Source organism: Microbacterium sp. NPDC055502 (assembly GCF_053643635.1).
Window position 1 is genome coordinate 827,850 of the sequence record NZ_JBSHKJ010000002.1, and the last position, 20,320, is coordinate 848,169.

Below are 20,320 nucleotides of genomic sequence, written 5' to 3' on the forward strand. Positions count from 1 at the left end.
CTTCCTTATGCTGAAGACGTGAGCGTCCAGACCGTCCTCGTGCACGGCATCCGCACCTCGGCGACCATGTGGCGCTCCCAGGTGGCCTACCTCGAAGAGCACGGGCATCCCGTGACCGCGCTCGATCTTCCGGGGCACGGCTCCCGCATGGCGGAGGACTTCACGCTGCACGAGGCCCTCCACACGATCGACGCCGCCGTGCGCGCCGCCGCCGAGCGCGGACCGGTGCTCCTCGTCGGCCACTCGATGGGCGGACTACTCTCCCTCGCCTACACCGGCGGCGCCGAGCGTCCTCCGGTCGCCGGGCTCGTCGCGGCCGCCTGCACCTCGCTCCCCCAGGGCGCAGGGCTCCGCGCGTATCGACTGTTCGCACGGGCCGTCGACTCCCTCCCCGACCGCGGCCTGTGGCTCACCCGGCAGCTGCTCGCCGCCACGATCCCCGCCGAGAACCGCGCCGACTTCCAGGCCGGTGGCTACGCGCTCGACATGCAGGACACGGCGCTGCGCAGCCTGGCCGCCCTGGACGTGGCCGCCGCCGTCCCGCGCATCGCCGTGCCCCTGTGGTTCGTCAACGGGCAGTACGACCAGCTGCGCCTGAACGAACCGCTGTTCCGCCGACTCGCACCGCACGCGGAGCTCATCGTGGTCCCCCGCACCACGCACCTGGTCACGGCCATGCGACCGCGGGTGTTCAACGCGGTGCTGGCCCTCGCGATCGCCACCGTCGAGGCACAGGCCGAGGACTCATGAGCGGGCGGGCTGCCGTGCGAACGCCGTGAGCAGACCCCCCACGAGCGACAGCACCGCAGCGGCGAGGAAGACGAGCCAGAAGCCGCCGACCAGCGCCACCAGCCCCGCCCCGAGCACCGGGCCGATCAGCTGACCGAGCGCCGCGGTGACGTTCACGATGCCGAGGTCGCGCGCGTGGTCCTGCTCGTCCGGCAGCAGGTCGGCCGCGAACGCGAGTCCCACCGTAGAGAAGGCGCCGTAGCCGAGCCCCATGAGCGCCGCGGCGACCATCGTCATCTCGAACGTGGGCACCAGCACGATCGCCACCCCGGACGCTGCCTGCACCACGGTCGCGGCGACCGTGAGCGTGCGGCGCCGCCCTGTCCGGTCGGACACGAGGCCGGTGACCACCGATGCGAGCACCACGAACACCGTGTAGACGACGATCAGCAGCAGCAGGTTGTCCTGGGCGGTCGCGTTCTCCTGCCCGAGCCCGTGCAGCAGGAAGAACAGGAACAGGGCGGTGCCGAGCGCGTTGCCGATGTTGGTCACCAGTCGACCGGACAGCATCCAGGCGAAGTCGCGGTCGCGCAGCGAGGCCAGTCGGGGGCGTCCGGCGTCACGGGGACGCAGCGCCTCGGTCGTCGGTGGGTCGGGCAGCAGGAGCGCGGCCACCGACCCCGCGATCGCGATCACCGCGGCCAGGAGCAGGTAGCCCGACACGATGTCGAGTCCGAGCAGCACGACCAGCCCGACGCCGAGCACGATCCCGACCGCCTGGGCGGAGCCGACGGCGGCGGAGGCGGCACCCCGCTGCGTGGTCGGAAGCTGATCCGCGATCAGGGCGGTGAAGGCGGCCGACGACACCGCGACGCCGATCGAGACACCCACCCACCCGGCACCGACCGCCCAGGGTCCGGTCGCGAAACCGGTCAGCACCAGGCACAGGGCTGTGAGCCAGACGCCACCCAGCGCCCACGGGCGTCGGCGGTGCCGTCCGGCGCGCGCGCGATCCGACAGGGCACCGGCGGCCGGACCGGCGACGATGCCCGCCAGTCCGCCCACCCCGAGCACGAGGCCGGAGGACACGACCCCGCGGATCCAGTCGTCCTCCGGGGTATCGAGCTGCAGCGGGAGGAGCAGCTGCACCGGGGTGAGCTGCACGGTCCAGATCGCCAGCCACGCCAGCGTGAACAGCGACATCCACCGCGCGCCGGCCCGGACGCGGTGCGTCGCCGGAGCCGCGGTCATCGCCGCGCCGCCGACGTCGTGGCACCGGTGCGGACGGAGGCGATCAGGTCGCGGTACCAGTCGTACGAGGCCTTCGGGGTGCACTCCCCCGTGGCGAAATCGACGTGCACCAGCCCGAAGCGCTGGGTGTACCCGTCGGCCCACTCCCAGTTGTCCAGCAGCGACCACACCGTGTACTCCTCGACCGGCACTCCGGCGTCGATGGCCTCGGCGACCGCGGCGATGTGGCCGGAGAGGTAGGAGATCCGGTCGGCGTCGTCCACGCGGGTCGCCGTGTCGGGCTCGGGGAAGGAGGCGCCGTTCTCGCCGATGATCACGGGCGGCAGCTGCGGATGCCGGGCGTGCAGATCGACCAGCAGGTCGCGCAGGGCGGACGGCATGATCGGCCACTCCTGTCCGAAACCGGTCACCGGCACACCGGGGGTCGGCACGATGTCGAACGGGATGGGTCCTCCGGCGGTGGATGCCGTCACGGTCGTGGGGTTGTAGAAGTTGACGCCGTAGAAGTCGATCGAGCCGCCGATCGCGGTCAGGTCGCCCTCCTCGACGGGCAGCGGCGGCAGCCCGAGCGCCTCGAGGTCGGGGTACGCGCCGTCGAGCAGCGGGGCGCTGAAGATCCGGTTGTGCAGGAGGTCGTAGACGAACGCCGCCTCGCGGTCTTCCGGGGCATCGTGCAGCGGGAGCACCCAGGTGTGGTTGTTGACCAGGCCCACCGCCGTGGCACCCCGCGTGCGCAGCGCCGCCGCGGCCCGCGCATGAGCCAGCAGCTGGTGGTGGGCGGTGGGCAGGGCGTCGAAAAGCAGCTGCTTCCCCGGTGCGAGGGCGCCCACCGCGTAGCCCTGGAGCGTCGTCATCGCCGGCTCGTTCAAGGTGTACCAGTTCGCGACGCGGTCGCCCAGGCGGTCGGCCACGATCACCGCATACTCGCCGAATCGCTCGGCGGTGTCGCGCGCGAGCCACCCGCCCGCCTCCTCCACGGCGCTCGGCATCTCCCAGTGGAACAGCGTGGGGAACGGCGTGACGCCGCGCTCCAGCAGCAGATCGACGAACCGGGAGTAGTGGTCGAGGGCTGCGGTGTTCCCGCGCCCACGTCCGTCGGGCTGCACCCGCGCCCACGGGATCGAGAAGCGGTAGCGGTCGAGGCCGAGGGCGGAGGCGAGGTCGGCGTCACGCTCGGGATGGCGGTAGCTGTCGCAGGCGGGGTCGGCGGTGGAGCCGTCGACGATCGCGCCGGGAGCTTCGAGGTAGTCGTCCCAGATCGAGCGCCCTCCCCCGTCGGCGGAGCGCGAGCCCTCGATCTGGAGCGCCGAGGTCGCCGCAGACCAGCGGAGCCGGCCGAGCGCGGGGGAAGGAACGGAGGCGGGGGTCATGGGGCTCCTTGACGTCGTTGTCGGGTCAGGATGATTCTGCACCCGGTACCACTCCGAGCGCGACGCAGTTTCGCGGACGCGGCCTCGTTTCGCGCGATGCATCCGGGACTGGTAGAGTTGACTCTTGGCTTGCGTGTGGGTTCTTCCCTCACGACCGCCGTGCAGCAGCCCTCTTCTGCTGCCGGCACTCCGAACAACTCCTGTACAGAAAGCGTCCACACGTGGCAAACATCAAGTCGCAGATCAAGCGCAACAAGACCAACGAGAAGGCTCACGAGCGCAACAAGGCCGTGAAGAGCGAGCTGAAGACTCTCGTCCGCCAGACCCGCGAGGCCGTCGCCGCCGGCGACAAGGCCGCCGCCGAGAAGGTCCTGAAGAAGGCCACGGTCAAGCTCGACAAGGCCGTCAGCAAGGGCGTGCTCCACAAGAACCAGGCGGCCAACCGCAAGTCGGCCATCGCCAAGAAGGTCGCCGCTCTCTGAGCATCTGATCATCCGGAAGGCCCGTCTCCTCGCGAGGCGGGCCTTCTGTCGTTCCCGGAACGCGTGAGGTCGACACGGGACAGGCGAGGGGCCGGGAACATGCCTCCATCGCGGAGGCGGCGCGCAGCGGCACACGCTCGCGCCGGGACTGCGCGCCGGCGACGCGCTCTTCACGGGTGGCGGACCGCTGCCAGGCTGCGGGCGCCGCACGCTCAGCCGCCGAAGGGCTCCCGCGTGGCGATGACCGTGACCATGCGCTCGAGCGCGAAGATCGGGTCGCGGGCGGCACCCTTCACCTCGGCGTCGGCGCGGGCGGTGGCCTGGATCGCCATCCCGAGCGACCGCTCGTTCCAGCCCGCGAGGTCGCGGCGGGCGCGGTCGACCTGCCAGTCCTTCATCCCGAGGCGCTGCGCGAGCTGACGGCTCGGCTCCCGATTCCCGGCGACCCGCGCCATCGTGCGCAGCTTCATGGCGAACGCCGCGACCATGGGCACCGGATCCGCTCCGGAGGCCAGGGCGTGCCGCAGGGACACCAGGGCCTCGCCGTAGCGCCCGGCGATCGCCGTGTCGGCGACGACGAACGCCGACACCTCGACGCGGCCGCCGTAGTACTTGGTGACGACCTCTTCCGTGACGTCGCCCTCGACGTCGCCGATCAGCTGCTGGCAGGCGGCGGCGAGCTCGGTGAGGTCATCGGCGAACGCGGAGACCAGGGCTCGCAGGGCCGGGGGCGCGATGCGCTTCTTGGCGGCCGCGAACTCCCCCGCCGCGAAGTCGACCCTGTCGCCGTCTCGCTTGATCGCCGGGCAGGGGATCTCGATGCCCCCGCCCGTACCGGCACGCAGGGCGTCGAGCAGCTTCTTGCCACGAACGCTCGCGCCCGTGTGACGGAGCACGACCGTGGCGCCCTCCTGCGGTTGCTCGAGATAGGACACGGCCTCCTGCAGGAACGCGTCGGAGCACTTCTCGACGCCGGAGACCCGCACCAGGCGCGGCTCACCGAACAGGGAGGGCGACGTGAGGGCCAGGAGCGTGCCCGGGGCGTAGTCGTCGGCGCGGACGTCGCTGACCTCGAGGGCCGGATCCTCGGCGCGCAGATAGTCGCGGACACCGGCGATCGCACGCTCGGCGCAGACCTCTTCCGGACCGGAGACGAGCACGATCGGGGCGGGACGGGGCTCGCGCCACGACACCTGCGGGATCTTCGCGGGCTTCGCGCCACCGCGGGCGGGAGGACGGGACGCTGCCATCACCCCAGCCTACCGGCGGTGTCCGACACCGCGATCGGACGAGCGCTGGCGCTGGTTCGGCGCAGACCTGCACGATGTCCCGCTGCCGCGGCGACGACCTCGACGCTCGGGGGTCGTCTCGCTCCACATCGCCAGAGCGCCGTGACGCAGCCCGAGCAGGATGCGTCCGCGCTCGTCGGTCCGATACACCTGGGCCCCCAGCGCGCCCAGCAGGTCGAGCGTCTCACGGCGCGGGTGCCCGTAGTCGTTGTCGGCACCCACGCTGATGAGCGCGACCACGGGTGAGAGCGCCTGGTAGAGCCCGGGGTCCTGATCGGCGCTGCCGTGGTGGGCGACCTTCACCACCGCGTACGGGCCGAGGCGCTCCGAACGCTGGAGCAGCCGCTGCGCAGGGGCCGACAGATCGGCGAGGAAGAGCGAGCGAGGCACCTCTCCCCCGCTGAACTCCATCACGACGCCGAGGTCGTTGCCCGCGGGGAACGCCGTCGTATCGCGAACGGGCCACCGCACGCGCCAGGTCGCCCCGCCCAGGGTTCCCCTGAGCCCCGCGGACGCCTGCTCCACCCGTGCTCCCCCGGCCGCGAGCGAGGCGAGGGTCCGCTCGTCGTCCGCGTCGGCGGTCGGCCCGTGCAGCACCGCGGACACCCGGCCCCGCACGGCCTCGACGCCGCCCGCATGGTCCAGGTCGAAGTGGGTGAGCACGAGCAGGTCGAGTCGGTCGATGCCGAGCGAGCGCAGGCAGTCGCGAAGAGGTTCCGGCGCCGGACCGGTGTCGATCAGAGCCACGGCGCCCTCGGATCGGACGAGCAGCGCGTCGCCCTGACCCACGTCGCACGCGGCGATCGACCAGGCGTCCGGGGTCGCGGCCGTCGCGAGGGGCCCGCCGAGAAGGGCCTGCGCCCCGGCGAGGGAGCCGGCGACCACGAGCACCGTCACGGCGCCACCGCGCAGCACGGCGCCGCCGCGCACGCGCCACCGCGGACCACGGCTCCCGCCCTCCAGGCACACGACCGCGACCGCGGCGCCGAGCCCGGCGACCAGTGCCGCGCTGCCGATCCCTGCGGGCAGCAGGATGGTCGCACCGGGCAGGTCCGCGGTCACCTGGGCGGTCGTCGCGATCCAGGTCGCGGGCAGCCACGCGGTGGCGGCCAGGAGGTCGGCGACCGCGGGCACGGGCCCCGCGAGGCAGGCGAGCAGCCCGACCACGGTCGCGACCGGTGCCGCGGGTTCCGCGATCAGGTTCGCCGCCACGCCGATGAGCGACTGCTGTTCCGCGAACAGCGCGATGATGGGGCCGCACGCGAGCTGCGCCGAGAGCGGGACCGCGATCGCCAGCGCGACCGGGCCCGGCATCCACCGTCGCAATCCGCGTGACAACGGCGGTGCGAGCAGGATGAGTGCGCCCGTCGCGACGGCCGACAGCGCGAAGCCGGGCGTCGCGGCGAGCCACGGATCGGACACCAGGATCATGATCGTCGACAGGGCGAGCACGCCTGCACCGGCGCTCGGTCGTCCCAGGAGCACGGACAGCATCCCCGCGCCCGCCATCACCGCGGCGCGCACCACGCTCGGCTCCGGCGTGACCAGCACCACGAAGCCGGAGAGCGCCGTGGCCGCGAGCACCACCCGCAGCGCCCGGCCGCCACCGCACAGCGCCGTGAGCCCGAAGACCGCCGCCACCACGATCGCGCAGTTCGCTCCGCTCACGGCCGTGAGGTGACTGAGACCGCTCGAACGCATGTCTTCGTCCAGGTCGGAGCCCACCGCCCTGGTGTCCCCCACGGCGAGTCCCGGCAGGAGCGCGCCGCCCGGCTCGGGCAGCCGCAGCGCGCGGTCGACGAAGGCGCGGCGCGCCGTGGCGGCCACGCCGAACACCCCGGACGGGGGCTGCACGACCTCCGTGGTCGTGGCGTAGAGCACCAGCACCGCGCGCTCCCCCGCCTCTGTCGCCGAGGTCTCCCCCACGACGCGGAGCCGAGCGCCGAGGTCGATGCCGTCGGCTGTCGCGGTCCCGATCCGCACCGGCACCGCGACCGGGCGCGCCCGACCCGGCGGACCGAGGCTCTGCGTGGTCGCCTCGACCCAGAGCCGCCCGTCCTGACCGGTGGACGCGGACGACGTGACCTCGACCACCGCTTCGACCACGCGGCCGCCCTGTCCCGCGGCGGCTTCGCGCGACGGAAGGGCGTACCCCACGGACAGCGCCGTGGCCGCGGCCGCCGCGAGCATCAGGAGGACCAGCCCCGCGCCGTGCCTCCCCCGCGCGAGCAGCACCAGCAGGACGACGCCCGCCGCGACGCCGCACACGAGCGCACAGGCCGCCGCGAGACCGGGCTGGAACACGCAGACGAGCGCCGCCGCCCACACCGCGAGGGCAACCGGCACGAGCCGGAGATCGCGGGACTTCACACCCGTACCCCGTCGCGTAATCCCGCGAGCAGCTTCTCCCCGATGCCCGGCACGCCGAGGAGGTCGTCCACCGACTGGAAGCGTCCGTTCTCCTCCCGCCACGCGATGATGCGTGCAGCCAGGGCGGGACCGATCCGCGGCAGCGTCTCCAGCGCGGCCTGGTCGGCCGCGTTGAGGTCAATCCGCGCGTCCGTGGGTGCCGCGGCAGGAGAACCGGCGCCCGACCCGCCGACCACGGGCACCAGGATCTGCTCGCCGTCCTCGACCCGGCGGGCGAGGTTGATCGCGGCGAGGTCGGCGTCGACCGTCGTACCACCCGCAGCCGCCACCGCATCGACCAGCCGCGCATCACCGCTGACGACGTACAGTCCCGGCCGCTCGACCGCGCCGAGCACGTGCACGTACAGCACGTCGGACGACGGCGCGGCCGTCGCGCGGTCGCCCACCGGGAAGGACTCCGCCGGAGCGCCCTGGCCGCGCAGGATGCCCAGACCCACCGCGGCCGACAGCACGACAAGCGCCAGCGCCACCGCGGCGCCGACACCGAGCCGCAGTCGTCGCTGCCGGGGTACGGGTGTCGGTGCGGGAGGAGTCACCCCGTCACGGTAGGTCTCCGCAGACCCCCCGCGACCACGGAGAACCGCCGGTCGTGGACAACAGCGGCGCCCGGTCCGCCGTGCAGAGCCGAAGGCGGGGCGATCGGAGCCGCGCTCGCTCCGACGCCGCCAGGCCGGCAGCACGCGGGAGCCGGCGCCCGGGCACGCCGCTCTCTCTTCCGATGCGTGCCCGCCGCGTGACGCAGACTGGACCGGTGACCGACATCGTCGACGACCTGCCCCCGGAGGCCTCTCATCGCGACGCTGAGCGCGCTTTCCGCGAGGCGGGCTGGACGCCGAGCGGCGCGGGCGACTGGGCCCTCGCCCTGCGCTCACCCGACGGCGTCGCCGCGGTGCGCATCAGCCCGTTCGATCCGGTCGGACCGTACACGGCCGCGCTATATCGCGAAGCCGCGCACACCGGTCAAGTACCGCGACTGTTCGCGCACCGCCGACTCGCGGGCGGCGGCGATCTGCAGGTGATGGAGTGGCTCCACGCGGTCGACGAGAAGGACGCGGTCGCCTTCCATACCGCCATCGCCGAACGCGCACCGCACGTCGCCGAGCTCGTCGACGTCGTGCGCCGCATCCATGCCAGGGCAGCGCGGGCGCTGCCCTGGTGCGGCCCCCTCGATCAGAACCCGTCCAACATCATGCGCGGCAGCGACGGGCGTCTCGTCGCGTGCGATCTGTACTACGCGGACGGTCCGGCTCTGTATGCGATGGCCGGCTCCGATCCGACCCGGTTCGTGACGCTCCTGCCGGAGTCCGAGCGCCGCTACCTGACCGAGATCCCGCTCGCGGAGTCCGGCCCGTGGGACGAGGCGTCTCGCGCGGCGATGCGCCGGGGCATCGCCGTCGCGGACGCCGCGCGCGCCGACCGGGACGCGTGACCGCGGCTCCGGAGGTCGCGACGGATCAGCCCGCGACGACGATGCTGACGATCTTGGGAGCGCGCACGACGACCTTCACGATCTCGCGGTCGCCGATCGACCGGATCACGCGCTCATCCGCGCGAGCGAGCGCTTCCAGCTCGGCCTCGCCGATGCGCGCGGGGACCTCGAGCTGAGCCCGCACCTTGCCGCCCACCTGCACGACGGCCGTGACCGTGTCCTCCACGAGCAGCGCGGGGTCGGCCGAGCGCCACGTGACCAGTCCGACGGACGGTTCGTGCCCGAGCAGCTCCCACATCTCCTCCGCGGTGTGCGGCGCGATCAGGTCGAGCATCACGGCGATCGTCTCGGCGGCCTCGCGCACCGCGGGGTCGCCCGCACCGCCCGCGCCGTCGATGGTCTTGCGGGTGACGTTCACCAGCTCCATCAGCCGGGCGACCAGCACGTTGAACTTGGTCTGCTCGACCAGGGCCGGAGCCTCCGCGAGCAGCTTGTGCGTGGCGCGACGCAGGGCCGCGTCTCCCCCGTCGAACACCACGTCGACCGGGCTGGACACCTCGTGCCCGATGCGCAGCGCACGCGAGAGGAACTTCTGCGCGCCCGTGGTCGACACGTCCGCCCAGTCCTTGTCGTCTTCCACCGGACCGGCGAAGGCGAGGCCCACGCGCAGCGCATCGGCGCCGTGCGCGTCGAGCTCCTCCTGGAACAGCACCAGGTTGCCCTTGCTCTTCGACATCTTCTGCCCGTCGAGCAGCACCATCCCCTGGTTGATCAGGTTCGAGAACGGCTCGGTGAAGTCGATCAGGCCCATGTCGAACAGGACCTTCGTGATGAAGCGTGCGTAGAGCAGGTGCAGGATCGCGTGCTCGACGCCGCCGATGTACGAGTCCACCGGCGCCCAGCGCGACGCCTGGGCGGGGTCGAACGCCACGGTGTCGCTGTTCGGTGAGAGGAAGCGCAGGAAGTACCACGAGCTGTCGACGAACGTGTCCATCGTGTCGGGGTCGCGCAGCATGGGGTCGCCGGTCTCCGGGTCGGTCGTGCGCACCCAGCTCTCCGCCCCGCCCAGCGGCGAGGTGCCCTTGGGCTTGAGGTCGAGTCCCTCGACGCTCGGCAGCTTCACGGGCAGCCGGTCCTCGGGCACCGGCACGATGCGGCCGTCGTCGCCGTGCAGCATCGGGATCGGCGTTCCCCAGAAGCGCTGTCGCGAGATCAGCCAGTCGCGCAGACGGTAGTTCTTCGCCGCACGGCCCGTGCCCGATGCCTCCAGCTGCTCGATCGCGCGGGCGATCGCGTTGCGCTTGGACAGCCCGTTCAGCGGACCCGAGTTGATCATGCGGCCGTCGCCCGTAAGCGCGACACCCGTCGATGCGGGGTGCTGCTCGTCGAGGGCGGCGCCCGTGTCGATCGGGACGCCCTCCTCATCGACCTCGATCACCGGCATGGCCCCCGTGATCGGCGCGGTCGTGTCGACCACGACCTTGACCGGCAGGTCGAAGGCGCGGGCGAAGTCGAGGTCGCGCTGGTCGTGCGCGGGAACCGCCATCACGGCGCCGTGGCCGTAGTCGGCCAGCACGTAGTCGGCGGCCCACACCGGCAGCTTCTCGCCGTTCACGGGGTTGATCGCGTAGCGCTCCAGGAACACGCCCGTCTTGGGGCGATCCGTGGACTGCCGATCGATGTCGGACTCCTTCTGCACCTGCTCCAGATAGTCCTGGAACCGCTGGCGCACCTCGACGGGAGCCTCGGCGGCCAGCTCAGCGGCGAGATCGGAGTCGGGCGCCACCACGAAGAACGTCGCACCGTGCAGGGTGTCAGGGCGCGTGGAGAACACCGTCACCGGCTCGTCACGGCCCTCGATGCGGAAGTCCACGTCGGCGCCGACCGAGCGGCCGATCCAGTTGCGCTGCATCTGCAGCACCTTGTGCGGCCAGAAACCCTCGAGCTGGTTCAGGTCGTCGAGCAGCCGATCCGCGTAGTCGGTGATGCGGAAGTACCACTGGGTGAGCTTCTTCTTCACGACCTCGTAGCCGCAGCGCTCGCAGCGACCGTCGACGACCTGCTCGTTCGCCAGCACCGTCTGGTCGTTCGGGCACCAGTTGACCGGGCTCTTCTTGCGGTACGCCAGGCCGCGCTCGTACATCTTCAGGAACAGCCACTGGTTCCAGCGGTAGTACTCCGGGTCGGACGTGTGCAGGACGCGGCTCCAGTCGAACGAGACGCCGTACTGCTCGAAGCCGACCTTCTGCTGCGCGATGTTCTGATAGGTCCACTCGCGCGGGTCCGCGCCCTGGCGGATCGCCGCGTTCTCGGCGGGCAGGCCGAACGAGTCCCAGCCGATCGGGTTGAGCACGTTGTGCCCGCGGTGACGCCAGAACCGCGCCACGATGTCGGAGTAGAGGTAGTTCTCCGCGTGCCCCATGTGCAGGTCGCCCGAGGGGTACGGGAACATCGCCAGGACGTAGCGCCGCGGGCGGGTGTCGCCGTCGCCGCCGGTAAGGAACGTCTCGTGCTCCGCCCAGTACTTCTGCCACTTGGCCTGGATGGCGTGCGCCGAGGGCATCTCCTCGTCGACGGGAGCGGTGGACAGGTTCTCGGACAACGAACGCACGACCAATCTGAGGGGAATTGCGGGATCAGTTCAGGATATCGGAACCCCACGGCCAGGGCGGCTCCGCGCCCAGCGCCGCGAGCGGAGCCCTCGCCTTGGTCGCGACCTCGGCGACCTCGGCCGCCGGCACCGAGCCCCACGTGATCCCGCCGCCCGCTCCGACCACGGCCTCGTCCCCCGCGATCACGATGCTGCGGATCACCATCGCGAGGTCGACGGCGCCGTCCACGCCCACGTAGCCGAAGCAGCCGGCGTACACGCCCCGGGGGCCGCCCTCCAGCTCGTGCAGCCGCGTCATCGCCGACAGCTTCGGCGCCCCGGTCATGCTGCCGGCGGGGAACGCGGCCGCGAGCAGCGCGCCGAGCGTGACGCCGTCCGCCAGCGTGCCGCTCACCGTGCTCACGAGCTGGTGCACGGCCGGGTAGCTCTCCACGACCCACAGCCCGTCGACACGGATCGTGCCGGGCACGCACACGCGCGACAGATCGTTGCGCATGAGATCGACGATCATCACGTTCTCCGCGCGCTCCTTCGGGTCGCCGGCGAGCTCGGCGGCGAGTGCGGCATCCGTGTCGGGGTCGCTGCTGCGCGGCCGGGTGCCCTTGATCGGCCGGGTGCGCACGACTCCGCCCGCCGCGTGGAGGAACTGCTCCGGACTGGCGCTCAGCAGCGCGCGCCCGCCGATGCGCACGAAGCCCCCGTGGTGCGCGGGGGTCGCCGACCGCAGCCTCCGGTACACCTCGACCGGGTCGTGCGTCCCCGGCACGGTGAAGCGCGTGGTGAGGCAGAGCTGATACGCGACGCCCACGCGGATCAGGGCGCGGCACCGCTCGATGAGCTCGGCGTACTCCGCGGGGGTGTGCCGGGCCACGGTGGTCTCCGGTGCCGGATCCGGCCGCGCGGGAGTGGGGTCGACCGCCGCGACGAGGAGCTCGTCCGCCCAGGGGTCGGCGTCGGGCCCGGCGGGGTCGAGCGCCCACAGGCGGCGGCGCGCATGGTCCCAGGCGATCGCGTGGGTCACCCGCATCCAGCCGTCGGGCACCGGGTCGTCCGCGGACACCGGGGCACCGGCGGCCGCGGCACCGCCCTCGTACGTGCACCAGCCGACCCATCCGCCGAGGAACGGGGGGAGCCCGGGCTCGGAGACGCGGCCGTCCAGCCGCACATCGTCGGGTCTCGGCGACGGCACGCCGACCCCCAGCAGACTCCACCCCTCCGCGGCTCCGTCCCCCGCGTCCAGCCAGAACACGTCACCCGCCCTGGCGGCGAGCACGCGGAACAGCCGCTCGGGGTCCGCCCAGGTCGGCAGGGGTCGGGGGCTCAGGTGCGCGCGCACCTTCCCAGCCTAGGTGCGGCGACGCCCGATATTCTCAGGGGGTGGACGACCTCCTGCTCTGGCTCCTCGACACCGTGCAGTCGATCGATCCGGTCACGCGCACGCTGGTCGCCGGACTCGCGGTCATGCTGGAGACGAGCATCCTGATCGGGCTGATCGTCCCCGGCGACACGATCGTGATCATCGCCTCCATGGGGATCGCGACCCCCTGGGAGGGTGTGGCGATGGGCGTGAGCGTCGTGGTCGGCGCCCTGATCGGCGAGAGCATCGGCTTCGGGCTCGGCCGGTGGCTCGGTCCCCACATCCGCTCGTCGTGGCTGGGACGCCGCATCGGCGAGCAGAACTGGGTGCGCGCGGAGAACTACCTGGCCCGCCGCGGCGGCATCGCCATCTTCCTCTCCCGCTTCCTTCCGGTGCTGCACTCCCTGGTACCGCTGACCGTCGGGATGAGCGAGTACCCGTACCGCCGCTTCCTGGCGTGGACGACGCCCGCCTGCATCATCTGGGCCACGGCCTACGTGAGCGTGACCTCGCTCGCGGCGGGAAGCTTCCGCGACCTCGTCGACCGGGTGCACTACGCGAGCTACATCTTCGTCGGCGCCATCGCGCTCTTCCTGCTCCTGGCGTATCTGGGCAAGAAGCTGCTGCAGCGGCTGGAAGCGCGGCATCTGGAGGCGCCGGAGGCGGGCACGGACGCCGACGTGAAAGACTGAGGCAATGGCTTCCCCACCCCCGGCGCCCAGGATCCACTGGTTCGCACGGCTCGAGCACCGCCTCCACGTGTGGCGCGAGGGGCGAGCGCGCCGACGCGGCCGCAGCGCCACGATCCTCCCGTTCCCCGGCTACGGGGGTCCCGGGTGGGTGCGCGTGCTGGGGCGGGTGCTCATCGTGCCGCCGCAGCGCAGCAACCGGGACGGCGAGCCGGCGAGCATCCGCGGCTGGCGCAGCTTCGTCGGCATCCCGGTCGGGTTCGCGTCGGTCAGCGTGCACGTGGGCGACAGCACTCACCAGGTCGTCGCCGACCGCGGTGGTGTGATCGACGCCGTGATCCGCGCCGACCTGGAGCCCGGGTGGCAGACCTTCACGGTCACGGTCGAGGGGCAGGAGCCGATCGAGGCGCGGGCGTTCATCGTCGCGGCGGACACCCGGTTCGGGGTCGTGTCCGATGTGGACGACACGGTGATGGTCACGGCGCTCCCCCGCCCGTTCATCGCCTTCTGGAACTCCTTCGTCGTGGATGAGCACGCCCGCATCCCGGTCCCGGGCATGGCGGTGCTGCTGGACCAGCTCCTGCGCCAGCACCCCGGCGCGCCCATGGTGTACCTGTCCACGGGCGCCTGGAACGTCGCACCCACGCTCTCCCGGTTCCTCGGGCGGCACCTGTTCCCCGCAGGGTCGCTGCTGCTGACCGACTGGGGCCCGACGCACGACCGCTGGTTCCGCAGCGGCCGCGAGCACAAGCTCACGAACCTGCGCCGCCTGGCCACCGAATTCCCCGAGGTGAAGTGGCTGCTGATCGGCGACGACGGCCAGCACGACGAGGCCATCTACACGCAGTTCCAGGAAGAGCACCCCGACTCCGTGGCCGGTGTGGCCATCCGGCGCCTCCTTCCCGCCGAGGCCGTGCTCGCCGGTGGGCGCGCCGAGATGGAGTCGCACGAGGCGGACGCCGCCCCGTGGGTCAGCGCCGAAGACGGTGCCGGTCTGCGCGACCAGCTCGGCGACGTGGGCATCCTGCACTGACATGGCCCTGTCGCGCGAGGAGTGGCTCCCGCGGGAGCAGGCGCATCGGGAGCGTGCCGACACGCTGACCGCCGACCACCGTGCCCGCCTGTCCCGCGGCGAGAAGCACCCGGTGTGGGACTTCCTCCACACCTATTACGCCTACAAGCCCGCGCAGCTGCGGCGCTGGCACCCCGGTGCGGGGGTCGAGCTGCGTGACGCCGCCGAGCGTGCCGGGTGGCGCTGGTACTCCCCCGGCGCGACCCCCGACGCGGTGGTTCCCGATGCCGACCGGTACGCGGCCGAGAAGCCCGAGCTGGCCGCGCTGGTCGAGCGCATGCTGCGTCGCACGGCCTCGCGGCCCGGTCAGTTCGGCTGCTTCGGACTCCACGAGTGGGCGATGGTGTATCGCGCGGACGAGCACCGTCACCCCGTGCCGCTGCGCCTCGGGAAGGACGGCACCGATGCGGTCGTGGAGTCGCACGACCTGCGGTGCACCCACTTCGACGCGTTCCGGTTCTTCACCCCGGAGGCCGTGCCACGCAACCGGACGACGCTCAGCAGGGACGGGCAGCCCCAGGTCGAGCAGCCGGGGTGCCTGCACGCCGGCATGGACCTGTACCGCTGGGCCATGAAGCTCGGGCCGCTCGTGCCCGGTGAGCTGCTGCTCGACACCTATGAGCTGGCGAGGGACATCCGCCTGCTGGACATGCAGGCCGCTCCCTACGACCTGGCCGCCTGGGACATGGAGCCCGTGCGCATCGAGACGCCGGAGGGCAAGGCCGAGTACGTGCGACGACAGCGCGGCTTCGCGGAGCGGGGGGCGGTGCTGCGCGCGGCTCTGCTCCGCGCCTGGCTCGGCTCGGACGCACGCGCCGTCGCCTGAGCCGTCGCTTCCGCCTCAGCCGGCCGGGGTGCAGGTGTCGCAGACTCCCCAGGTCGCGGTGGATCCCGCGAGCTGCATCCGCAGGGCCAGTACTCGCGTCGCGGCGTCCGCCAGCCGCTCCGCGGGCAGGGTGCCCGCGTCGACCGCCGCCGCGATGCCCGCGGCCATGCGTCCGGCGGTCTGCGCGTCGGAGCCGGCGACCATGAGCACCAGGTCGTTGCCCGCCGCGACCGCCGCCACCCCGTTCGCCACCGGATCGGCGTAGGCGGGGTCGCCCGACGACAGCAGCATCCCGAGGTCGTCCGTCACCGAGACACCGTCGAAGCCGAGCTCGTCACGGGCGAGCGTGTGCCACGTCGCTGAGAGGGAGGCGGGCAGCGGGTCGACGGCGGTGTAGGCGAGATGCCCGTACATGAGGAGGGAGGCTCCCGCGTCGATGCCCGCGGCGAAGGGCACCGCGTCCGTCGTCTTCCACTCCTCCAGGCTCCGTCCGGTGGTCGGGATCGCGTGGTGCGAGTCGCCCGGAGCCGCACCGTGGCCGGGGAAGTGCTTGAGTGCGGAGGCGACGAACGGCTGCTGCGCCGAGGTGGCCGCCGCGACGCGCTCGGCCGCCCCGGACGGATCGGTGCCGAGGGCCCGCCCGAAGATGAACGAGCCGCTGTCGGCGGTGACGTCTGCGACCGTGCCGAAGTTCACCGTGATGCCCGCACGGGCCACCAGTGCACCGCGGGCGGCGAACGCGGCCGACGTGTCGGCGGCCGGGCGGTCCTTGAGGGTCGTTGAGGCGGGGAACACGTCCCCGTCGAGCCGGGAGACCAGGCCGCCCTCCTGGTCCACCGCGATCAGCGGAGGCAGCGTCGGGTCCACCGCGAGAGCATCCGTGAGCGCGTGCAGCTCGGCGTCGGTGCCGGGGATGTTCGCCCCCATCAGGATGAACCCGCCGAACCCGGCCTGCATGTAGGCGGCCAGCGCTGCCGGGTCGGTGCCGCCGATGTGTCCCATCACGATGGAGGCCGCCTGCTGCGCCACGGGCAGGTCGGCGACCGCGGCGGCGGCGCGTTCGCGGAGATACGCGGTGTCGGCGGCGTCCACCGTGGCGTCGGCGCTCCCGGCATCGTCGGTGGGCGCGGGAGTCTCCCCCGCGGTGGTCGCGGCAGCGGCAGGCGCGGGAGGGGCGGTCGATGTCGCAGCGGGCAGCGGCGACGCGGCGGCGGGCAGCGCACAGAGGGCGAGCGCCAGCGCGGCGAGCACTCCGACCGTGCGCCGTCGCGCGTGCCTCAGGGGCACGTCGGGGCCTCCGCCACGGTCAGCCCGCGAGGGCCTCGGCGATCGGGAGCGAGGAGTCCGCGTCGCCGTTGCCGAAGCGGATCGTGCGGCCGACGGTCGCCGGATTCTGCAGGACCTCGACGATGACGGCCGCGACGTCGGCGCGCGAGACCTCTCCCCGGCCTTCGGGGTCGATCTGGATGCGTCCGGTCGGCTCGTCGAACGTGAGACCGCCCGGTCCGAGGATCGTCCCGGCGAGGTTCGAGCCGCGGAGGTGCTCGTCGGCGGCCCACTTCGCGTCGGCGTACGCGAAGAACGGGTCGTCCTGCGGGATCCCGTGCTCCGCGGTGGAGCCGATCCAGGACACCAGGACGTAGCGCTCGACGCCGGCACGCTCGGCGGCGTCCATCGACCGCTCCGCCGCGTCGCGATCGACAGCGTAGGTGCGCTTCGGGTCACCGCCGCCCGCGCCGGCCGACCACACCACGGCGTCGTGCCCGCGGATGATCTCGGCGAGGGCGTCGACGTCGAGCTGTTCGATATCGGCCACCAGGGCGGTGGCCCCCGTGGCCTCCACGTCGGCGACGTGGTCGGGATTGCGGATCACGCTGGTGACCTCGTCGCCGCGGGCGACGAGCAGCGGGGCGAGCAGGAGGGCGATGCGGCCATGGCCGCCGAAGACGAGGACGCGCGACATGCTTCCACCCTACGCGCCGGCTCCGACGTCAGCGCGGGGTCTGCGCGCTGTCGATCACGAACGCCTGCGGGTGGTCGGGCAGGTAGCGCACCACGACCGGGGCGCCGCTCGGCAGGTACGCGTCGCGGTCGGGGTAGACCGCCGGGGTGAAGAAGTTGCTCTCCAGCGTGTACTCCACGCCCTCCGCGGTGGTGAACGTGACCCAGTCCCCGTCGATCGTGGCGGTCGTTGGTCGCCCGTTGTCGTAGATGTACGCGCGCGTGACGGGCACGCCGGTCAGGCTCAGGATGCCGATCACGAGCGACCCGAGCATCACGAAGGCGAGCACCCGGAACACGATCCGCACGATCGTCCCGCCGATCCCGGCCCGCGGGCGGGTGTCGAGCGGCAGCAGCCCCTCCCGCTCGCGGATGGCCCGCAGCGACCCACCCGGTGTGGCTCCTCTGGCCGACACGGCGAAGAGCCCGAGGATCGAGAAGCCGGCGATGAACACCATGGCGTAGCCGTGCGACGCGGGGAAGTTGACGAGCCACATGAGGGTGTCGAGCGGGTTCATCGCGTCGCCTCCTTCTCGATCGTGATCGCCACCGTGTGCGGATCCTCCCGCCGGTAGTACGCCCAGATCGGCGCGCCCACCTGCAGCCGCGACACCGCCTGGGGATACACGAACACCGTGGTGTCGGCCTCCCAGGTCGCCGCCCCCTCCGGTGCCACCAGCACCTTGAGCGCGAGCTCGCTCTGCCCCTCCCTGCGGCGTCCGGTCGGGCGCACCTCGAGCACCGACGCGGGCACCGCGGTGCCCGTGGTCCTGGCTCGCACCTGGCCGGGGTCGATGAGCCCGCGGTCGATGCGCCACTGCAGCATCGCCTCTCGCACGGTCGGGTCGCTGAGGTCGGCGAGCTGCACCGTGTCGTGGTCGGTCGTGCTGTACCGCACAGGCACGGGCTGCCCGACCTGGAGTCCCGCGGAGTCGGAGGGGTCGATGAGCATCCGCAGCTGTCCGATGAAGTCGTCGCCCTCAGCGGGGCTCACGCGCAGGAACAGGTCGTACTGCGGCACGTCGTTGATCGTGACGCCCGTGCGGGAGAGCTCGACGATCGTGCCGACGCCGATCCGGGTCTCGCCGCGGAGCTTCGTGCGGCGGCCGAACCCCGTCATCGTGCCGCCGAACGTGAGGAGCAGCCCCCAGGCGACGCCGATCAGGATCGGGCCGCCCAGGGTGTCATCGCCCGCGAACGGGAGGATCGAGTGGCGCTGATCGACGCCGAACAGTCCCTCGCCCACCCAGATCGCCAGCCAGGCCGTGAGCAGGAGCCAGACGACCGTGAGGATGATGCGCAGCATGGTCTTCAGCGTATCGAGAAGCCCGGCCGCACTCCGGCTGACGCGCCCTCAGCCGGTCGAGACGGGAACGGCGGCGGCGGCCAGCGCCCGCTGCACGCCCTTCGCGGCTGAGCGCCCCGCACGGTTCGCGCCGATCGTGCTGGCCGAGGGCCCGTACCCCACGAGCTGCACGCGCGGATCGGCGACCGCGGTCGTACCGCGGCCGTGGCGGTCGAGCTGGATGCCGCCCGCGGCGCTGCGGAGGTGCAGCGGCGCCAGGTGCCCGATCGCCGGCCGGAATCCGGTGGCCCAGAGGATCACGTCGACCCGTTCGAACGACCCGTCGGCCCAGCGCACCCCGTCGGGCTCGATGCGTGCGAACAGCGGCCGAGGGTCCGCATAGGCGCCGAGCCGCTCGGCCTCGCGCTCCTGCGGACGCAGCATCAGCCCGGTCACACTGACGACGCTCCGCGGTGGGAGCCCGGCCGCGACGCGCTGCTCGACGAGCGCGACCGCCGCGGCCCCTGCCTCGGGGGTGAAGTCGTCGCTGCGCCAGACGGGCGGTCGCCGCGTGACCCACAGCGTCTCGGCGATCGGGGCGAGGGCGCCGAGGAACTGCACCGCGGACGCGCCCGCGCCCACGACGAGCACTCGGCGGCCTCGGAAGTGCTCCGGTCCCGGGTAGTCGACCGTGTGCAGCTGCTCGCCGAGGAAGGTCTCCATGCCGGGCACGTGCGGCACGAACGGGTGGGTCCAGGTGCCGGTCGCGTTCACGAGCGTACGGGTCGTCCACTCCCCCTCCGGTGCCTGCACCACGAGCAGCCCGTCGTGGTCGTCCACGCGACGCACGTGCACGGGGCGCAGAACGGGGAGGTCGTGCGCGCGCTCGTAGGCCGCGAAGTATTCCGGCACCGCCTGGTTGGCTCGACGTCGGTCGCGCGCGGGCGGGGTGTCGCCCGGCAGCTCGGCGACGCCGTGCACGTCGCTCATGGTCAGCGCGTCCCAGCGGTGCTGCCAGGCGCCGCCCGGCCGCTCGTCGGCGTCGAGCACCACGTGCGGGATCCCGAGCCTGGTCAGGTGGTACGACGCCGAGAGGCCGGCCTGCCCTGCACCGATCACCAGGCTGTCGAGAATGCTCACGCTGTCAGGAACGCCCGGAGAGCCGCGGTTGTTCCACCCCGGCGACGCGCCCGGGCTGCCCGCCCCGATTGGTGCCGGTGTCGCTTCGTGTAGTACGCTGTTCGAGTTGCTCCGGCAGATGAGGAGCGGCTTCTGGGCCTGTGGCGCAGCTGGTAGCGCACCTGCATGGCATGCAGGGGGTCAGGGGTTCGAGTCCCCTCAGGTCCACCAGAGAATCCCGCGAGAAATCGCGGGATTTTTCTTCTTATCTGGCCCAAGACGAGCATGGAATGCGGGCAGTTCGATGTCTCATTGCCCTCATTCAGTTGTTCGAGCCTGCGCTGAGTGCACGCGGATCACATCGGGACATCCTGGACACA

The 20,320-nt window shown here is 72.4% G+C and carries 18 protein-coding genes and 1 tRNA gene; 7 read left to right on the forward strand and 12 right to left on the reverse strand.

The window, feature by feature from the left end:
- Positions 1-18 precede the first annotated feature (18 nt).
- Entirely contained in the window at positions 19-750 is a 732-nt protein-coding gene (locus ACWH95_RS15040) for an alpha/beta fold hydrolase (RefSeq protein WP_247638968.1), read from the forward strand.
- Here ACWH95_RS15040 and ACWH95_RS15045 read toward each other — a convergent pair.
- On the reverse strand, positions 745-1,980 hold the full coding sequence (locus ACWH95_RS15045; protein ID WP_206251123.1) for an MFS transporter: 1,236 nt from the start codon (positions 1,978-1,980) through the stop codon (positions 745-747). The two genes, ACWH95_RS15040 and ACWH95_RS15045, sit on opposite strands and share 6 nt — an antisense overlap.
- On the reverse strand, positions 1,977-3,350 hold the full coding sequence (locus ACWH95_RS15050; RefSeq protein WP_454120906.1) for a glycoside hydrolase family 1 protein: 1,374 nt from the start codon (positions 3,348-3,350) through the stop codon (positions 1,977-1,979). The genes ACWH95_RS15045 and ACWH95_RS15050 overlap by 4 nt, the downstream gene beginning before the upstream one ends.
- Positions 3,351-3,571: 221 nt before the next feature.
- Here ACWH95_RS15050 and rpsT point away from each other — a divergent pair, with 221 nt between their 5' ends.
- Complete coding sequence (gene rpsT / locus ACWH95_RS15055) at positions 3,572-3,832, forward strand: 30S ribosomal protein S20 (protein ID WP_136030523.1); 261 nt, start codon at positions 3,572-3,574, stop codon at positions 3,830-3,832.
- Positions 3,833-4,044: 212 nt separating this feature from the next.
- On the opposite strand, the gene holA is transcribed toward rpsT, so the two are convergent.
- The 3 genes from holA to ACWH95_RS15070 are packed head-to-tail and all read right to left on the reverse strand — an operon-like array spanning position 4,045 to position 8,087.
- Positions 4,045-5,082: a DNA polymerase III subunit delta gene (holA, locus tag ACWH95_RS15060; RefSeq protein WP_136030521.1), complete on the reverse strand. Its 1,038-nt coding sequence runs from the start codon at positions 5,080-5,082 to the stop codon at positions 4,045-4,047.
- Between the two features lie 9 nt (positions 5,083-5,091).
- Positions 5,092-7,491, reverse strand: a complete 2,400-nt coding sequence (locus ACWH95_RS15065; RefSeq protein WP_454120907.1) for a ComEC/Rec2 family competence protein — start codon at positions 7,489-7,491, stop codon at positions 5,092-5,094.
- Entirely contained in the window at positions 7,488-8,087 is a 600-nt protein-coding gene (locus ACWH95_RS15070) for a ComEA family DNA-binding protein (protein ID WP_136045562.1), read from the reverse strand. The genes ACWH95_RS15065 and ACWH95_RS15070 overlap by 4 nt, the downstream gene beginning before the upstream one ends.
- Before the next feature lie 215 nt (positions 8,088-8,302).
- Between ACWH95_RS15070 and ACWH95_RS15075 the strand changes: the two genes are divergently transcribed.
- A complete protein-coding gene (locus ACWH95_RS15075) occupies positions 8,303-8,980 on the forward strand; it encodes a hypothetical protein (RefSeq protein ID WP_136045561.1) in 678 nt (225 codons plus the stop codon).
- Between the two features lie 25 nt (positions 8,981-9,005).
- Here the strand turns inward: ACWH95_RS15075 and leuS are convergent, their stop codons facing one another.
- Both leuS and ACWH95_RS15085 read right to left on the reverse strand, forming a co-directional pair.
- Positions 9,006-11,543, reverse strand: coding sequence for a leucine--tRNA ligase (gene leuS, locus ACWH95_RS15080; RefSeq protein ID WP_136037320.1), 2,538 nt, complete (start codon positions 11,541-11,543; stop codon positions 9,006-9,008).
- A 73-nt stretch (positions 11,544-11,616) separates the two neighbouring features.
- A complete protein-coding gene (locus ACWH95_RS15085) occupies positions 11,617-12,927 on the reverse strand; it encodes an anthranilate synthase component I family protein (RefSeq protein ID WP_454120908.1) in 1,311 nt (436 codons plus the stop codon).
- A 41-nt stretch (positions 12,928-12,968) separates the two neighbouring features.
- On the opposite strand from ACWH95_RS15085, the gene ACWH95_RS15090 reads away from it, so the two are divergent.
- From ACWH95_RS15090 to ACWH95_RS15100, 3 genes are read left to right on the forward strand one after another with little or no spacing between them, the layout of a single operon-like run.
- Positions 12,969-13,640: a DedA family protein gene (locus ACWH95_RS15090; RefSeq protein ID WP_136037316.1), complete on the forward strand. Its 672-nt coding sequence runs from the start codon at positions 12,969-12,971 to the stop codon at positions 13,638-13,640.
- Between the two features lie 4 nt (positions 13,641-13,644).
- Complete coding sequence (locus tag ACWH95_RS15095) at positions 13,645-14,670, forward strand: App1 family protein (RefSeq protein WP_136033591.1); 1,026 nt, start codon at positions 13,645-13,647, stop codon at positions 14,668-14,670.
- A gap of 1 nt (position 14,671) precedes the next feature.
- Complete coding sequence (locus ACWH95_RS15100; protein ID WP_454120909.1) at positions 14,672-15,535, forward strand: 3-methyladenine DNA glycosylase; 864 nt, start codon at positions 14,672-14,674, stop codon at positions 15,533-15,535.
- Between the two features lie 15 nt (positions 15,536-15,550).
- Here ACWH95_RS15100 and ACWH95_RS15105 read toward each other — a convergent pair whose 3' ends face one another.
- Genes ACWH95_RS15105 through ACWH95_RS15125 form a run of 5 tightly spaced genes read right to left on the reverse strand, consistent with a single transcriptional unit; the run spans position 15,551 to position 19,961 of the window.
- On the reverse strand, positions 15,551-16,822 hold the full coding sequence (locus ACWH95_RS15105) for a glycoside hydrolase family 3 N-terminal domain-containing protein (protein WP_454120910.1): 1,272 nt from the start codon (positions 16,820-16,822) through the stop codon (positions 15,551-15,553).
- Positions 16,823-16,841: 19 nt separating this feature from the next.
- Positions 16,842-17,498, reverse strand: coding sequence for an SDR family oxidoreductase (locus ACWH95_RS15110; RefSeq protein ID WP_136030705.1), 657 nt, complete (start codon positions 17,496-17,498; stop codon positions 16,842-16,844).
- 28 nt (positions 17,499-17,526) lie between these two features.
- The gene (locus ACWH95_RS15115; protein WP_136030703.1) at positions 17,527-18,054 is read right to left on the reverse strand and encodes a DUF3592 domain-containing protein; all 528 of its coding nucleotides are present in this window, start codon (positions 18,052-18,054) and stop codon (positions 17,527-17,529) included.
- Positions 18,051-18,842, reverse strand: coding sequence for a hypothetical protein (locus ACWH95_RS15120; protein ID WP_454120911.1), 792 nt, complete (start codon positions 18,840-18,842; stop codon positions 18,051-18,053). Before ACWH95_RS15120 ends, ACWH95_RS15115 begins: the two co-directional genes overlap by 4 nt.
- A 48-nt stretch (positions 18,843-18,890) precedes the next feature.
- Positions 18,891-19,961, reverse strand: coding sequence for an NAD(P)-binding domain-containing protein (locus ACWH95_RS15125; RefSeq protein WP_454120912.1), 1,071 nt, complete (start codon positions 19,959-19,961; stop codon positions 18,891-18,893).
- Positions 19,962-20,095: 134 nt separating this feature from the next.
- Between ACWH95_RS15125 and ACWH95_RS15130 the strand changes: the two genes are divergently transcribed.
- Positions 20,096-20,171 (forward strand) — tRNA-Ala (locus ACWH95_RS15130).
- Positions 20,172-20,320: the final 149 nt, after the last annotated feature.

Bases quoted from the DNA above. Each gene is read 5' to 3' on its own strand.
- ACWH95_RS15045 (WP_206251123.1), bottom strand. From the start codon at position 1,980: ATGACCGCGGCTCCGGCGACGCACCGCGTCCGGGCCGGCGCGCGGTGG.
- ACWH95_RS15050 (WP_454120906.1), bottom strand. From the start codon at position 3,350: ATGACCCCCGCCTCCGTTCCTTCCCCCGCGCTCGGCCGGCTCCGCTGG.
- holA (WP_136030521.1), bottom strand. From the start codon at position 5,082: ATGGCAGCGTCCCGTCCTCCCGCCCGCGGTGGCGCGAAGCCCGCGAAG.
- leuS (WP_136037320.1), bottom strand. From the start codon at position 11,543: ATGCCCTCGGCGCACGCCATCCAGGCCAAGTGGCAGAAGTACTGGGCG.
- ACWH95_RS15095 (WP_136033591.1), top strand. From the start codon at position 13,645: ATGGCTTCCCCACCCCCGGCGCCCAGGATCCACTGGTTCGCACGGCTC.
- ACWH95_RS15100 (WP_454120909.1), top strand. From the start codon at position 14,672: ATGGCCCTGTCGCGCGAGGAGTGGCTCCCGCGGGAGCAGGCGCATCGG.
- ACWH95_RS15110 (WP_136030705.1), bottom strand. From the start codon at position 17,498: ATGTCGCGCGTCCTCGTCTTCGGCGGCCATGGCCGCATCGCCCTCCTG.
- ACWH95_RS15115 (WP_136030703.1), bottom strand. From the start codon at position 18,054: ATGAACCCGCTCGACACCCTCATGTGGCTCGTCAACTTCCCCGCGTCG.
- ACWH95_RS15120 (WP_454120911.1), bottom strand. From the start codon at position 18,842: ATGCTGCGCATCATCCTCACGGTCGTCTGGCTCCTGCTCACGGCCTGG.